A 16,668-nucleotide genomic window follows, 5' to 3' on the forward strand; every position below is an offset into this window, starting at 1 on the left:
TCAGCGGCGAAGGCGGGTTTCTTCCTCCACCGGGTCGATACCCATGAGCGAGGAGGTGGTCAGGACGATGTCGCGGGCGCGGCGGTATTCGACGGAATCCTTGGGCAGGTTTTTCTGCGACCACACGGCGAAGGTGCGGGCCTGCGGGATATTGCCCTGATAGAATTCGGCTTCGGCCGAGGCCAGACGCGCCTGACCCGGCATTTTCAGACCGTCATAGCCCTGCGCCAGCAGGTTCCAGGCGAAGCTGTTGTCGGGTTCGTATTTCAGCGAGGCGTTGAGGCGGTCGATCCCTTCGCGCAGATTGTCGTCACCGCCGGCAGCGATCAGGGCCTGCCCCAGATTGACCATCAGCAGCGGCGCATCGGGCAGCAGTTCCACCGATTTGCGGTGCGCCGGGATGGCCAGCGTCGTCTGACCCGTTTCGAAATAGATCTGCCCTTTCAGTTCCCACAGATAGGGGTTGTTCGGCTGTTCGGTCAGAAGTTGATCCAGTTCAGTCAGGGCCTTCTTCACCTCGGTCTGTTTGTACCACGCAATGACGTGGGCGTAGCGGGCCGGGTAGGAGCGGTCGCTTTCGGGGTAGCGCATGAACACCTTTTGTGGGTGATCGAGGAAGCCCGACAGCTTGGCCTTGACTATGCTGAATTCGGCGATCAGTTCCGGTGAGTCCACCGCGTCCTTGTGCGGCTGTTGCTCGACCAGACGGCGCAGCGTGGCCACGCGGTCACGCGACAGGGGGTGGGTGCGGAAATACTGATAACGCTCGGCGTTAGAAAAGGTCTCATAATTGCGCAGCTTGTCGAAAAATTCGACCAGACCGCGACCGGACATGCCCGCACGCTCCAGCGCCTTGACGCCCGCGATGTCGGCGGAGGCCTCCTGCGTCTGCATATAGCGCAGCGCCCCCAGCGTGCCGAAGGTCTGCGATGAACCCAGAAGGCCCACGCCTGCATCCCCGGCCCCGGCCAGAATGGCAATAATCCCAAGGCCCAGCGAAATGGCCATCGGGGCCTTGGCGGCCTGATAGATTTCGTCGGAGCGTACGGTATGGCCCGCGGCCTGGTGGCCGGCTTCGTGGGCGATAACGCCGAACAGCTCATTGGGCGTTTCGGCTTCGCCGATCATGCCGGTATTGAGGCCGATGATCTGACGCGAGGTGGCAAAGGCGTTGATCGACTGATCGGCGATCAGCAGGAACTGCACCTGATCGGCATTGAGGCCCGACGCCGTCAGAATGCCGCGCGTTTCCTTGTGCAGGAACCGCTCGATCTCGGTGTCACGGATGACGGTCTGCGCCTGCGCCTTGGGGGCCAGTCCGGTGATGGCCAGTGTCATCAGCGAGGCTGCCGCCAGAGGCTTCAGCCAGCCAGACGCTCTGTTTTTAAGGCCGTTCCACACCATAGGCACGTCTCTGTCGCGGATTTCGTTCAGCTTTATATGGGCGGTAACAGTGACAAATCTAAGGCCCCCACACAACCGGAAAAGCCGGATGGCTGGCTGTAAACAAAAGGCCCGCAACGCTAACACTGCGGGCCTTTTGGGTCTATCGGCGCCACCAACCGCGCTTGGGCTTGGCGGGCGGGGTGTTGATTTCCGCCGGATCGGGCTCTGGCGCGGTCGGGGCGAAGCTGCCGCTCATCGGTTCGCTTTCCAGCACCGGTTCCGCAATGACGGGTTCCGGAGCGGTTTCGACGACGGCTTCGACCGGCGCGGGTTCCACCGCCGTTTCCATCACCGCCGGTTCGACGGCCAGTGCGGGCTCTGCGGCGATCTCGGCCACCGGCTCGTCGGTCTTCTTCTTGCGTGAGCGGGTCTTGCGCGCCGGTTTGACCACCTCTTCCGCAACGGCTTCGGCCACCACTTCCGGGACGGCGTCAGTGACCGGCTCAGGCGCGGTTTCCATCGCGGCAGGCTCAGCGGCGACCGCGACCGTTTCGCTCGCTTCGGCTTCGGCCTTGCCACGGCGCTTGCGCGGTGGACGTTTGCCCTTGGGGGCGGGCTGATCGCGCAGGTCTTCGGGCACCAGCGAGGTCGGGGCCTGAGTGGCAGCCCCCAGCACCGAGGTCGCTTCGGGCGCATCTGCCGCGATCGCCGGTGTTTCGGCGGCTACTTCGATCACATCGAAACCGTCCGGTGTTTCGCCCGGTTGCGGCGCGCGCTTGCCCTGTGATTCGTCGAACGGGTCGATCCACACATAGGGCTCTTCCAGCGACGGCGTGCGGGCGCGCACCCAGGCATAGGCCTCGCGCGGACGGGCGTCCGGACCGTTGCGACGGCCACCGCGACGACCGCGACGGCGGCGACGGTTGCGGCGGAAATCGCCGTCCTCGTCGCCATCCTCGTCTTCGCTGTCGGCGTCAGCATCGCTGGCCTCGGCCTCCGTCGTTTCCGCTTCGACGCGCGGCTCGTTGTCCTGACGGCCACGGCGACGTCGGCGACGGCGGCCACGCCGGTCATCGCGGTCCTCACGCGCTTCGGCGCGCTCAGAGGCCTCATCATCATCCGTGTCTTCGCGCTCGATGGCCTCTTCGTCGATGGCGATGACGTCTTCGTCCTCGTCCTCGTCGTAGTCCGGGTCGGGGCCAAGGTCGATGATCGGATCGGGACGAACGGGCGGCGTGAACTCCACCTCATCGGCGTGCACGGTGCGCACGATCTCGAATTCGGCGTGGTTCAGGTCGGAGTCGATCTCGACATTGACCTTCAGACCCCATTCGAGGCGCAGCTTGGCCAGATGCACCTGTTTTTCGTTGAGGATGTACAGGGCCACGGCCTGCGGCAGCTTGATGGTGATGGCGCCCGCGCCATTGGTCATGGCCTCAAGGTCGATGGCGCGCATGGCCGCCAGCGCCGAGGAGTCGGTCGAACGGACGCGGCCCATGCCTTCGCAGTGGGGACAGATGACCGTCGTGCCTTCGAGGAAGCCGGTGCGGCGGCGCTGACGGCTGATCTCCATCAGGCCGAAGCCCGAAATCTTGCCCATCTGGATACGGGCGCGGTCTTCGCTGAGGGCGTCCTTGAGCTTCTTTTCGACGGCGCGGTTGTTCTTCGACTCATCCATGTCGATGAAGTCGATGACCACCAGACCGGCCAGATCGCGCAGACGCATCTGACGCGCGGCCTCTTCGGCGGCTTCAAGATTGGTCTTGAGCGCCGTCGCCTCGATATTGCGCTCCTTGGTCGATTTACCGGAGTTGACGTCGATGGCGACCAGTGCTTCGGTCTGGTTGATGACCAGATAGCCGCCCGAACGCAGCGGCACGACCGGCGAATAGATACGGTTGAGGATGTCGTCTATGCCGTGGCGCGCAAACAGCGGCATCCCGCCGTTATAGAGCTGGATCTTCTTCGCCTGCGACGGCATGATCATGCGCATGAAGTCCTTGGCGGACTTGTAGCCTTCGACGCCCTCGACCTGCACGTGGTCGAAATCCTTGTCGAATAGGTCGCGGATGGCGCGCTTGACGAGGTCTTCCTCCTCATAGATCAGCGCCGGCGCGTTGGAACGCAGAGTCGTTTCGCGGATGTTTTCCCACACGCGCAGCAGGTAGTCGTAGTCGCGCTTGATCTCCTGCTTGGTGCGCTTGGCCCCCGCCGTGCGCACGATCAGGCCCATGCCCTGCGGCACGTCGAGCGATTGCGCCACAGCCTTCAGCCGCTTGCGGTCGGCTCCGTTGGTGATCTTGCGGCTGATGCCGCCGCCGCGCGCCGTATTGGGCATCAGCACGCAGTAGCGCCCGGCCAGCGACAGATAGGTGGTGAGCGCCGCGCCCTTGTTGCCGCGTTCTTCCTTGACCACCTGCACCAGCAGGATCTGACGACGTTTGATGACTTCCTGAATCTTGTAGCGCTTGATCAGGTGGGCGCGCAGGCGGCGCTCCTCGTCAGGCAGGTCGTCGCCGTCGTCTTCGTGATCCTCGTCCTCGGCGTCGTCATGGCCATTAGCGGCGGCCTGCGCCGCTAGCTCGGCCATCAGCTTTTCGCGGTCGGCGACCGGTATCTGATAATAGTCCGGGTGGATTTCGTTGAAGGCCAGAAAGCCGTGACGATTACCGCCATACTCAACGAAGGCCGCCTGAAGCGAGGGCTCTACGCGGGTGACCTTGGCGAGATAGATGTTGCCGCGCAATTGCTTGCGGGCGTGGCTTTCAAAATCGAATTCCTCAACTTTTGAGCCGTTCAGAACGACGACGCGGGTCTCTTCCGCGTGCGTCGCGTCGATTAACATGGTTTTCGACATTAACGCGATCTCCGCAGCGCGCACGCCTGGACGCCGCGCCGGACACAGGGCCGGGCGGTGACAGGGGGCGCTGACTGATTTGGGGTGAGAGGCGTGCGCAAAGGCCCGGTCCGGCGCGCGAGGTGCGCGGAGCGGCAGAAGTCCGGAGCCTGTTCAAATGAGCGGCACAGCCCATAGGGTGTTGTAAACCTTAGTACGCTTTGGCCGAAGCGTCCCGGTGCCGATAGAGGCCCCTTTGGCGGACGCGCCGGTGAATTTCATTCGGGTGGCGATTTATCCTGTGACGGACTATGTCGCCGGAAGACGGTCTGACCGGTCGCACAGGAACGGGCAGTGCCTCTTCAAGGAGGTGTTTGGTCCGGTGTGGGGCGCGTGCGACCTTCAAAATCTCGCAGGCCAGACACCGGCAACGGACACAAACGTCTGTCAGAATCGTTTATAAGACAAGGTCTGACGAAGACGCCGTGCACGGACGGGGCGAATATGCAACAAGGCGGCGCAAAAGAAAAGCACGCAATTATTTTTGTTGTTAACGAGATCGCTACCCGCATCGTGTATCCATTCTGTCACAATGCAAAAGCAGCGACACCAGAAAGGTGTCCACGGTGTTTTGGTGGAGCGGGTGAATGATCCGACGTGCGTGGCGTTTGGCCGGCAATGGTCAGCTATGGCTGGCCGCCCTGATGGCGGGTGCCATCGTGATTGCGACCGCAGACATTAACCCGGTCGAAGCGGCCTCCAGCGGTGATGTGGTCAATGTACGCCTGGGCGGCGCACCGAATCAGACGCGACTGGTCATCGATCTGCAATCCTCGGCCAAGGGGGAACTCCTCAGCCGTGAGGAAGACCAGCAGCGCGCCGTTCTGGGCCTGTCCGGTATCGATGTCGGTGCGGCGCTGAGCGGGCAGGGGCAGGGGCTTGTCAAGGGCTGGAAGCTGGATACGACGGCCGGCATGACCCGTCTGCGCCTCGATTTCAGCCGCAATGCCCGTATTGCACGCCGCTTCCTGCTGCCGCCGGCCGATGGGATCAGCACCTATCGCTACGTGATCGACGTGGTTGCCGCGGATGCGCCTGCGCCGCAGGTGGTCGCTGCCAAGACCGTGGCCGATACCGCGCCCATACCCCCCGCCTTGCGCACTGAAGCGGCTGACAAACCGCGCTCGGGCAAGAAGATCATCGTCGTCGATGCCGGTCACGGCGGTCACGATCCCGGTGCGCGTGGCGCGTCTTCGTGGGAGAAGGACGTCAATCTGGCGGCGGCCAAGGCGCTGAAAGCCAGGCTGGAAGCCACAGGTCGCTATAAGGTCATCATGACGCGCGACTCCGACGTCTATGTCGATAAGGTCGCCCGCGTGCGCATCGCCCGCAACGCCAATGCCGACCTGTTTATTTCGCTGCACTCCGATTCCGGGCCGAATACGGCCACCAAGGGGGCGTCGATCTATACCCTGTCGGATTCCGGCACCGAACGGGCGGCGCGCAACGCCATGAACCGCGGCGACTGGGCTTTGCCAACGGGCGCAACGGACAAGACGGTCGGGCGCATCCTGATCGACCTGACTCAGCGCGCCACCAAGAACCGTTCGGCCACCTTTGCCGAACTGATGCTCGACAATATGGACGGCACAGTACCCCTGCTCAAGGGCAGCCACCGTCAGGCCGGGTTTGTGGTCCTGCTGGCCGCCGATGTCCCCGCCGTGCTGCTGGAGATGGGCTTCATCACCAACCCTGAGGACGAGGCGCGTCTGAACGATTCGGGGGATCGCAACCGGATGGCCGGGCAACTGGTCAAGGCGATCGACCAGTATTTCGCCAATGATGTGCGCTACGCCTCGTTCGGGTTTGTCGCCCGCTGATCCCGCAAAACCCTTTGCCTCTAAAGCCCTGCCGTTTTGGCGGGGCTTTTTTCGTGCGGTAAAGCGTCGCCAATAAGCCGCATTTGCCCGCAATAAGCCGGATATGACCATGATCAGGGCTTTGCGCGAGGGGCGGGCTTTGATACACACGACGCAATATGATGCGGACGCTCTTCGTAACGGAACCGCGTCGCGGTGACGGAGGGTGTTTGTGAAGTCCACTGAGCGTTGGTTCGCCATGGCGGGGGTGGTGCTGATGTCGATGGTGGCCATCGCTGGCTTCGCTATCGCCATCTATGCCGCATGGCTGTTCCACGACCTGCCCGACGGCAATGAAATCGTCGATTATCGCCCGCCCACCTCGACGCGCCTGTTTGCCTGGGACGGCACGCTGATCGGTGAGTTTGCGCAGGAACGCCGTATCTTTATCCCCTATAACCGCATCCCTGAGCGCGTCAGCCGCGCCTTTCTGGCCGCCGAAGACCGCAACTTCTTCAACCATTCCGGCGTCGATGTCGGGGGCCTGTCGCGGGCCATGGTCAAGAATGTCATCAATTTTGTGCAGGGCCGCCGCCTCGAAGGCGGATCGACCATCACCCAGCAGGTGGCCAAGAACGTCCTGTTGTCGAACGAGCGGACCATCGGGCGCAAGCTGAAGGAATTTATTCTGGCGCGGCGGCTGGAAACCTCGCTGACCAAGGAACAGATTCTCGAACTCTATCTGAACGACATCTATCTGGGTTATCGCTCGAACGGGATTGGCACGGCGGCCTATAACTATTTCGGCAAGTCGGTCGATCAGTTGACCCTCGCCGAGACCGCCTATCTGGCGGCCCTGCCCAAGGGGCCCCACAACTACCACCCCATCCGTCGCAAGGATCAGGCCATTGCCCGTCGCAACTGGATTCTGGGCGAGATGGCGTCGGTCGGCTGGGTGACCAAGGCCGAGGCCGAGGCCGCCATGCGTGAGGACCTGGTGGTGCAGTCGGCCCCGCAGCGCACCAAGTACCGCGATGCCGACTTCTTCGTCTCGGAGGTCGAGCGCCGTTCCAAGGCCCTGTTCGGAGAAGATATCTACTCCGCCGGCTACTATATGAAGACCACGCTTGATCCCAAGCTCCAGACGGCGGCGCGTATGGCCCTGATGGACGGTCTGGAACTGTATGACCGTCGGCATGGCTGGCGCGGCGCGTGGGGCAATATTGGCAGCATCAATGAAGGCTGGCAGCAGGAGGCCGCCGCTATCGAAGCCAAGCTGCCCGAACGGCGCAAGGCTCCGTTTGAGCGGCCCGACTGGCAGGTCGCTGTGGTCGAACGCGCCGGTGGCTCCATTCGTCTGGCCGAGGCCCCGGCGGGCGAAAATCATGGCAATTTGCGCGCTTCCGATGTGGCTTGGGCGCAGGGCGGGGCAGGGCTCAAGGCCGGTGACCTGATCTATGTGGCGCGCGACGCCACGGGGGCCTATGCGCTCAAGCAGGTGCCGGCGGTCAATGGCGCGCTGGTCGCGGTTGATCCGTGGACGGGCCGTGTCGTGGCTATGGTCGGCGGTTACTCCTTCTCGCTGTCGAAGTTCAACCGCGCGACGCAGGCCAAGCGTCAGCCGGGTTCGGCCATCAAACCGTTCATCTACGCCACCGCGCTGGAAGGCGACTTCACACCGGCCTCCATCGTCGTCGATGGCCCGATCACCTTCAAGGGGGCCAATGGCGAGGCGTGGTCGCCCAAGAATTATTCGCGCACCTATTACGGGCCGCAAACCCTGCGTAAGGGGCTTGAGCTGTCGCGTAACGCCATGACCGTGCGCCTCGCCGATAAGGTGGGTATGAAGACGGTGGCGGCCAAAGTCGTGCAATATGGTGCGGTTGATAGTATGGAACCCTATCTGTCGAACGCGCTGGGTTCGACCGAAACGACGCCTTATCAACTGACGGCCGCCTATTCGGCCTTCGTCAATGGCGGGCGGCGCATCAAGCCGCACCTGATTGAGCTGGTGCAGGATTATCAGGGTAAGGTCATCTACCGCGCTGATCAGCGTAAGTGTCCGGCGGGTTGCACCCGCGCCTTTGACGGCACGGAATCGCCGCGCCTGACGCCCGAAGGTCAGCAGGTGATGGACCCGATCGTCGCCTATCAGATCAACTCCTTCCTGCAAGGCGTGGTGCAGAGGGGTACGGCGGCGCGCGCTAGTGCGCTGGGCATACCGCTGGGCGGCAAGACCGGCACGACCAATGAATACCGCTCGGCGTGGTTCGTCGGCTTCACGCCCGATCTGGTTGCCGGGGTGTTTGTCGGCTTTGACGACAACCGCTCTCTGGGTGAGTCGGAAACCGGCGGTTCGGCGGCCCTGCCCATCTTTATCGACTTCATGGCGGCGGCCACCAAGAACAAGCCGGTCAAGGACTTCCGCAAGCCCAAGGAAGCGATATATGTGTCCATCCGTGGCCACGAAGAAGCCTTCCGTCCGGGGACCGAGCCGAAGCCCATCGAGCGCACCCCCGATGTGGTGGATGGGCCCAAGCCCTATACCGAGGTGTGGCGCGATGGCCTGACCGGGCAGCCGTCCAATCAGGCGACGCCGCAGGAACAGCCGAAAAAGAAGAAGTACGTCGATGAGATCGAGGAAGAGGTTCTTTACTGAGCCTCTTCCGATCGCGGCCGTCTGACCGCGAAACGTGTTGCCATTTTGCGTGGGCGCGGCTATCCCGCTCGGCTACGCTTTTTACCGTAAGGACATTGTAATGCGACTGGATGTTGAGGCTTCGGCCAGGGACATCGAGCAATCCATCGGATTGCTCAGGAGGCGTCTTTGACTGGGACGTTGCTCTAAGACGTCTCGACGAACTGAATGCGCGGGTCGAGGATCCGACGCTGTGGGACAAGCCCGAAGAGGCGCAGTCCGTGATGCGCGAACGCACCAAGCTGAGCGGTGGCGTCGATGCGGTCAACAGCCTCACCAAAGAGCTTCAGGACGCGCTCGACTATGCCGAGCTGGCCGATATGGAGGGCGACGAGGAACTGCTCGAAGAAGCCCGCGCCATGCTGAAAGCCATCAAGGACAAGGCGGCACGCGCCGAGCTTGAGGCGCTGTTGTCCGGCGAAGCAGACGGCAACGACGCCTATGTCGAAATCAATTCCGGGGCCGGGGGCACGGAGTCGTGCGACTGGGCCGGTATCCTTTTGCGCATGTACACGCGCTGGGCCACCCAGCACGGTATGACGGTAACCATCGAAGAAGAGACGCCCGGCGAACAGGCCGGCATCAAGTCGGCGACCATCATGGTTAAGGGCACCAATGCCTATGGCTGGCTGAAGACTGAGGCCGGGGTGCACCGTCTGGTGCGTATCTCGCCCTTTGATTCCAATGCGCGGCGCCACACCTCCTTTGCCTCGGTGTGGGTCTATCCGGTGGTCGATGACACCATCGTCATCGACATCAATCCGGCCGATGTGCGCACCGATACCTACCGCGCGTCTGGGGCGGGCGGTCAGCACGTTAACAAGACCGACTCGGCGGTGCGTCTGACGCACATTCCGACCGGTATCGCCGTGGCCTGTCAGGCCGGGCGGTCGCAGCACGCCAACCGCGACGAAGCGTGGAAGATGCTGCGCGCGCGCCTGTATGAGTTGGAACTGCAAAAGCGCGAGGCGGCGCAAGCCGCTCTCGAAGACCAGAAGACCGATATCGGCTGGGGTCACCAGATTCGTTCCTACGTGCTTCAGCCCTATCAGATGGTCAAGGACCTGCGTACCGACGTCGAAACCTCGGATTCGCAAGGGGTTCTGGACGGTGATCTGGATGCCTTCATGGGGGCGTCTCTGGCGCAGCGGGTCGGCGCGACCCGCGATGCCGTCGAAGAGTAAAACCGAAAAGCCGGGGTTTGCGCCTCGGCTTTTTTTGTACCCATAGCCGATACGCCCATGCCGCCCGACCTTTGCCGCTCACTGGATTTGATCCGTCGTCTGATGCCGGTCGAACAGCCGTGGTGGCTGATCGGCTCGGCGGCCCTGTTTCTGAGCGGGGTGCCGGTCACGGTACGCGACGTGGATGTTTATGGCCCTTCAGAGGTCATTGAGGCCGCCCGGATCGCTTTGGGTGTGGCGGTGAGTCCGCCGCGCGCAGATAACCGCTTTCGCTCCCGCCCTTATTTCCAGTATCGTCCACCGGGCGGGCTGGAGATCGACTTTATGGGCGGATTGCAGGTGTCTTCGCCAGGTGACTGGTGTGAATTGCAAATCGAAAGCGATGTGTGGATCGAAGGGGTGCGGGTGCCGACCCTCAGCGAACAGGCGGCCCTACTGCGCCTGTTCGGACGACCGAAGGATGTGGCGCGTCTGGCCCTGATGCCGGGCTTGTAATTCATTGCTCGCCCTGCCTTACTGAGGGGCAATGGAGGCGGCGATGTGGAAATGGATCGGTGTGCTGTGGTGTCTGGCCGGACCGGTGGTGGCGGCGGACTACTACGTCAATGGGACGAGCGGTAATGACGCCCAGCCGGGCACTCAGGCGCAACCCTGGCGCAGCCTCAGCCGCGTCAATGCCCAGACGCTTGAGCCCGGCGACCGTATTCTGCTGGCGCGCGGAACGGCCTTTGTCGGGCATCTGACTATCGCCCAGTCCGGCACCGAGGCCAAACCCATCGTGGTCAGCGCCTATGGCGAGGGGCCCGCGCCCAAGCTGATGAATCCGCGCTTCGGGCTGGAATTCGGGCGGGTCGTGTCGGTGTACGGCAGCTATGTGACCGTCGAAAACCTCTACCTCTACGACGGGGCCACCCCTCCGCCGGATGAGCCGCCCTTGCCGTGGAAGGAAAGCCATCAGCACAAACTGGTGACCGATATGGCCGGGATCTATACCGATGCTGCCACCCACCACGTCACCCTGAAAAACAATGAATTCAACAACATGCCGGTGGGGGTTCGCGTGCGCGGCGCAAACTCACTTGTAAGGGGCAATTATTTTCATGATGCCTCGCGCATCACTGAATACTGGGGCGCGATGGCCATTGTCATCGTCGGGCCGCACAATGAGGTGGCGCACAACCGCATCGAAAACTACGGCTTTTACGGCGGGGCCTATGTCAATGACGGAGCGGCGGTCGAACTGGACGGCGAGGACCGTTTCTTCGACGCGCACCATACCTTTGTGCACCACAATCTGTCGCGCAATACCAAGGGCGGCTTTCTGGAAATCGCTGGCAATACGCACGACGTGACCATCGCCAACAATATCAGCGACGATGTCGATAAGTTCGTCGGCACCAATGGCATCCGTGATCTGAAGATCGACGGCAACATCATCATCCGTACACGGATTCCGGACATTACTGACAAGGACTTCTGGTCCCTGCGCGCAATCTTCTGGTCGATCTGCTGGAACGGCTGTGCCGGCGACCGCGACGCCGGGGTGAGCATCACCCGCAATATCTTCTATCTGACGGCCCCACATCGCATCTATCTGGCGCCGGACAATCCGCACGGCTTTATGTCGGCCCAGCACAGCGGCAATCTCTACTGGTCGCCGGACGGGGACGCCGCCGCTATGCTGGGTCAGCCACTGGGGGCCGGGGAGGCCATTGCCGATCCGGGGTTTAAAGACCTGGTCAACGGGGAGTACGGGCGGCAATTGCAATGAAAGGTCCTGATACCGCAACACAGCAAGTTGAGCGCAATATTGAGCGCGCTCGTTCGCTCTTCCTTCAATTGGCCGATAAGTATGCCTTAAAGTTGGAGTGGGATGAGACGTCTCCGGTTGAACTCGCGGCGACGCTGCCCCAACAACCTGACCTTGATTGGCCATTATGGCTGTGTTTGCAGAATAATGACGAGCTTTGGATTTCGGGCGGCTTTTTTACATTCTCGTGGTTTCGTATGAACGATTCCAAAGTAGAGGCAGCGATTGCTGAGGCTTTGGACGGTATTCTGTCAGGAGGATTGCAACTCAGGTGTGTTTACGGACCACTAGGTCAATCGCCGTGCCGAGTGGAACTTGAAACGGGCGCTTTCGATAAGGGGCCTTCGCTGACTTCATACGGGTTTTGGCCGATATTTTTCAGATTCGCTGGTGCCGAGGTGATCCTGCGCAATGGTCATCCGACGATTAAAACGGGCCGCGCGGTGAAGCTGCCCTTGCCGTGATGTGTGCCTGACCATCGAAGCGACGATCACAAAAAATAATCCCCCACACCCCCTCGACAAGTGGGGGCAGTTGCGCTATGGCATCCTCCCTTTTAAGGCGTATTGCGTCCTTAAACCTGCCCGAATGCCGGTCTTCTGCTCTTTCCACCGGCGATGGGGCCTGACTTTCTGTTTGGAAAGTTATTGAAAAACAGCGTCTTTGACCGCAAGCGGTCATAAAAGAGCGGGCGCATCCAACTGTTTCTCAATGCCCCATCCGGGGTCTCTCGACACATTCACTGCGTCTCAAACGCTTTACAGGAACAACGATGGCCTTATCGTTCACCGAAAAGAAGCGGATTCGGAAGTCTTTTGGCCGAATCCCCGAAGCGATCCGTATGCCGAACCTGATCGAGGTTCAGCGCTCTTCCTACGAACAATTCCTGCAACGTTTCGTCCGCGCTTCGGAGCGCGTTGACGACGGTCTGGAAGCCGTGTTCAAGAGCGTCTTCCCGGTCAAGGATTTCAACGAGCGTGCGACCCTCGAATACGTCTCTTATGAGTTCGAAGAGCCGAAATACGACGTCGAAGAGTGCATTCAGCGCGACATCACCTATGCCGCTCCGCTGAAGGTCAAGCTGCGCCTGATCGTGTTTGAAACGGACGAGGACACGGGTGCCCGTTCGGTGAAGGACATCAAGGAGCAGGACGTTTATATGGGCGATATCCCGCTCATGACGGACAAGGGCACCTTTATCGTCAACGGCACCGAGCGCGTGATCGTGTCTCAGATGCACCGTTCGCCGGGCGTCTTCTTCGACCACGACAAGGGCAAGACCCATTCGTCGGGCAAGCTCCTGTTCGGCGCGCGCATCATCCCGTACCGCGGTTCGTGGCTCGATTTCGAATTCGACGCCAAGGACATCGTCTATGTGCGTATCGACCGCCGCCGCAAGCTGCCCGCCACGACCTTCCTGTCGGCGCTGGGCATGGACGGCGAAGAAATCCTCACCACCTTCTACGACGTTGTGCCCTATGAGAAGCGCGATGCCGGTTGGGTCACGCCGTACAAGTTCGAGCGCTGGCGCGGGGTGAAGCCGGAATTCGACCTGATCGACGCCGACTCGGGCGAAGTGGTCGCGCAGGCCGGCACCAAGATTTCGGCGCGGACCGCCAAGAAGCTGGGCGACACGGTGAAGGCGCTGCTGCTGTCGCCGGACGCCCTGAATGGCAAGTATCTGGCGCGCGACGCGGTCAATTTCGAGACCGGTGAAATCTACGCCGAAGCCGGTGACGAGCTGGACCCCGCCGCCATCAAGGTGCTGGAAGAGCAGGGCTTCACCACCATCGACGTGCTCGATATCGACCACGTGACCGTGGGTGCCTATCTACGCAACACGCTCCGGGTCGATAAGAACACGTCGCGTGAAGACGCGCTGTTCGACATCTACCGCGTCATGCGTCCGGGCGAGCCGCCCACGATCGAAGCCGCCGAAGCCATGTTCCAGGGCCTGTTCTTCGAACTGGAGCGCTACGACCTGTCGGCCGTGGGCCGCGTCAAGATGAACATGCGTCTTGAGCAGGACGTCGCTGACTCTGAGCGCACCCTGCGCAAGGACGATATTCTGAAGATCCTGCGCATCCTGATCGGTCTGCGCGACGGTCGCGGCGAAATCGACGATATCGACAACCTCGGTAACCGTCGCGTGCGTTCGGTGGGCGAGTTGCTGGAAAACCAGTACCGCGTCGGCCTGCTGCGCATGGAACGCGCCATCAAGGAGCGCATGTCGTCGGTCGATATCGACACCGTCATGCCGCACGACCTGATCAACGCCAAGCCGGCCGCGGCGGCGGTGCGTGAATTCTTCGGCTCGTCGCAGCTGTCGCAGTTCATGGACCAGACCAACCCGCTGTCGGAAATCACGCACAAGCGTCGCCTGTCGGCCCTTGGGCCGGGCGGTCTGACGCGCGAACGCGCGGGCTTCGAAGTCCGCGACGTGCACCCGACCCACTATGGCCGTATCTGCCCGATTGAAACGCCGGAAGGCCCGAACATCGGTCTGATCAACTCGCTGGCCACCCACGCCCGCGTCAACAAGTACGGCTTCATCGAAAGCCCGTACCGCAAGGTTATCGACGGCAAGCCACAGGACGAAGTCGTCTATATGTCGGCGATGGAAGAGTCCAAGCACGTCATCGCCCAGGCCAATATCAAGCTGGGTGACGAAGGCATTGTCGAAGACCTCGTGCCGGGCCGTGTCAACGGTGAGCCGGGTCTGCAATCGGCCCCGACCGTCGATTATATGGACGTGTCGCCGAAGCAGGTCGTTTCGGTCGCCGCGGCCCTGATCCCGTTCCTCGAAAACGACGACGCCAACCGCGCGCTGATGGGTTCGAACATGCAGCGTCAGGCCGTGCCGCTGGTGAAGGCCGATGCGCCCTTCGTCGGCACCGGCATGGAATCGGTCGTCGCCCGCGACTCCGGGGCGACCATCGCCGCCCGTCGTACCGGCGTGATCGAGCAGGTGGACGCCACCCGTATCGTCGTGCGCGCCACGGATGAGCTTGACCCCACCAAGCCGGGCGTCGATATCTATCGTCTGTCGAAGTTCCAGCGTTCGAACCAGAACACCTGTATCAACCAGCGTCCGATCGTGAACGTGGGTGACAAGGTGTCTGCCGGTGACATCATCGCGGACGGTCCTTCGACCGACCTCGGCGATCTGGCTCTGGGCCGCAACGTCCTCGTGGCCTTCATGCCGTGGAACGGCTACAACTTCGAAGACTCGATCCTGATTTCCGAACGCATCGTGCGCGACGACATCTTCACCTCTATCCACCTGGAAGAGTTTGAAGTCATGGCCCGCGATACGAAGCTTGGGCCGGAAGAAATCACCCGCGATATCCCGAACGTCGGCGAAGAAGCCCTGCGCAACCTCGACGAAGCCGGTATCGTGGCCATCGGTGCCGAAGTGCAGCCGGGCGACATCCTCGTCGGCAAGGTGACGCCGAAGGGCGAAAGCCCGATGACGCCGGAAGAAAAGCTTTTGCGCGCCATCTTCGGTGAAAAGGCTTCGGACGTGCGCGACACCAGCTTGCGTCTGCCCCCCGGCGTCGCCGGCACCATCGTGGAAGTCCGCGTCTTCAACCGTCACGGTGTGGACAAGGATGAACGCGCCATGGCTATCGAGCGCGCCGAAATCGAGCGTCTGGGCAAGGACCGCGACGACGAACTGTCGATCCTTGAGCGCAACATCTATGGTCGCCTGAAGGAAGTTATCCTCGGTCAGACCGCCGTTTCGGGCCCGAAGGGTCTGGGTCGCGGTGAAATCACCGAAGAGAAGCTGTCCGAAATCTCGAAGGGCCTGTGGTGGCAGATCGCCCTCGAAGACGAGAAGCTGATGGGCGAACTGGAGGCCATGAAGCGCCAGTTCGAAGACGCCCGCAAGCGTCTGGACCGTCGCTTCGAGGACAAGGTCGAAAAGCTGCAACGCGGCGACGAACTGCCGCCGGGCGTCATGAAGATGGTCAAGGTCTTCGTGGCCGTGAAGCGCAAGCTTCAGCCGGGCGACAAGATGGCCGGCCGTCACGGCAACAAGGGGGTTATCTCCAAGATCCTCCCGGTCGAAGACATGCCGTTCCTCGCCGATGGTGAGCACGTCGATATCGTGCTGAACCCGCTGGGCGTGCCGTCGCGCATGAACGTCGGTCAGATCTTCGAAACCCACCTCGGCTGGGCCTGCGCCAATATTGGCAAGCAGATCACCAACCTGCTCGAAGAGTGGCAGAATGGCGGTCAGAAGCAGGCGCTCATCGACCACCTGAAGGGCGCTTACGGTGCCGATCAGGAACTGCCGGAAACGGAAGAAGAGCTGATCCAGCTGGCCAAGAACCTCGCGCGTGGCGTGCCGATTGCGACTCCGGTCTTCGACGGTGCGCACATCAGCGACATCGAGAACATGCTTGAGTTTGCCGGTCTCGATCGTTCGGGTCAGTCGATCCTGTACGATGGTCTGACGGGTGAGCAGTTCAAGCGTCCGGTCACCGTCGGCATCATCTACATGCTGAAGCTGCACCACCTTGTCGATGACAAGATCCACGCACGCTCCATCGGGCCATACTCGCTCGTCACCCAGCAGCCGCTGGGCGGTAAGGCGCAGTTCGGCGGTCAGCGCTTCGGGGAAATGGAGGTCTGGGCTCTGGAAGCCTATGGTGCCGCCTATACCCTGCAGGAAATGCTGACTGTGAAGTCGGACGACGTGGCCGGCCGGACCAAGGTGTACGAAGCCATCGTCCGCGGCGACGATAGCTTCGAAGCCGGTATCCCGGAAAGCTTCAACGTCCTGATCAAGGAAATGCGTTCGCTGGGTCTGAACGTGGAACTGGAAAACGGGCAGGGATAGTCCTGACCTTCGCCTACGCTCCTCCCCTGCGTAGCGGGGGAGGGGGACC

General features: G+C 61.8%; 9 protein-coding genes. 7 read left to right on the forward strand and 2 right to left on the reverse strand.

The features are described from left to right. Positions 1–1,404 (reverse strand): M48 family metalloprotease, encoded by a 1,404-nt coding sequence (locus tag ACK8OE_RS10070; RefSeq protein ID WP_410272428.1) that lies wholly within the window; start codon positions 1,402–1,404, stop codon positions 1–3. A gap of 142 nt (positions 1,405–1,546) precedes the next feature. Next, on the reverse strand, positions 1,547–4,243 hold the full coding sequence (locus tag ACK8OE_RS10075) for an Rne/Rng family ribonuclease (RefSeq protein WP_410272429.1): 2,697 nt from the start codon (positions 4,241–4,243) through the stop codon (positions 1,547–1,549). A gap of 626 nt (positions 4,244–4,869) precedes the next feature. Here ACK8OE_RS10075 and ACK8OE_RS10080 point away from each other — a divergent pair. From ACK8OE_RS10080 to rpoB, 7 genes are all read left to right on the forward strand, one after another. Continuing rightward, positions 4,870–6,102: an N-acetylmuramoyl-L-alanine amidase gene (locus ACK8OE_RS10080; RefSeq protein WP_410272430.1), complete on the forward strand. Its 1,233-nt coding sequence runs from the start codon at positions 4,870–4,872 to the stop codon at positions 6,100–6,102. 205 nt (positions 6,103–6,307) lie between these two features. Then, a complete protein-coding gene (locus tag ACK8OE_RS10085; RefSeq protein ID WP_410272431.1) occupies positions 6,308–8,740 on the forward strand; it encodes a penicillin-binding protein 1A in 2,433 nt (810 codons plus the stop codon). 100 nt (positions 8,741–8,840) lie between these two features. Further along, a protein-coding gene (prfB, locus tag ACK8OE_RS10090; protein WP_126423872.1) for a peptide chain release factor 2 occupies positions 8,841–9,963 on the forward strand; the annotation gives its coding sequence in 2 pieces (ribosomal slippage) (positions 8,841–8,909 and positions 8,911–9,963; 1,122 coding nt in all). A 57-nt stretch (positions 9,964–10,020) separates the two neighbouring features. Further along, positions 10,021–10,458: a hypothetical protein gene (locus ACK8OE_RS10095; protein WP_410272432.1), complete on the forward strand. Its 438-nt coding sequence runs from the start codon at positions 10,021–10,023 to the stop codon at positions 10,456–10,458. A gap of 43 nt (positions 10,459–10,501) precedes the next feature. Further along, positions 10,502–11,734 (forward strand): hypothetical protein, encoded by a 1,233-nt coding sequence (locus tag ACK8OE_RS10100; protein ID WP_410272433.1) that lies wholly within the window; start codon positions 10,502–10,504, stop codon positions 11,732–11,734. Continuing rightward, complete coding sequence (locus ACK8OE_RS10105) at positions 11,731–12,237, forward strand: hypothetical protein (RefSeq protein WP_410272434.1); 507 nt, start codon at positions 11,731–11,733, stop codon at positions 12,235–12,237. The genes ACK8OE_RS10100 and ACK8OE_RS10105 overlap by 4 nt, the downstream gene beginning before the upstream one ends. 308 nt (positions 12,238–12,545) lie before the next feature. After that, positions 12,546–16,619 carry a DNA-directed RNA polymerase subunit beta gene (rpoB, locus tag ACK8OE_RS10110; protein WP_410272435.1) on the forward strand — a complete coding sequence of 1,358 codons (4,074 nt, stop codon included), beginning with the start codon at positions 12,546–12,548 and terminating at the stop codon, positions 16,617–16,619. The last annotated feature ends 49 nt before the right edge of the window (positions 16,620–16,668 follow it).

This window comes from Asticcacaulis sp. W401b, from assembly GCF_046503825.1.
GTDB lineage: Bacteria > Pseudomonadota > Alphaproteobacteria > Caulobacterales > Caulobacteraceae > Asticcacaulis.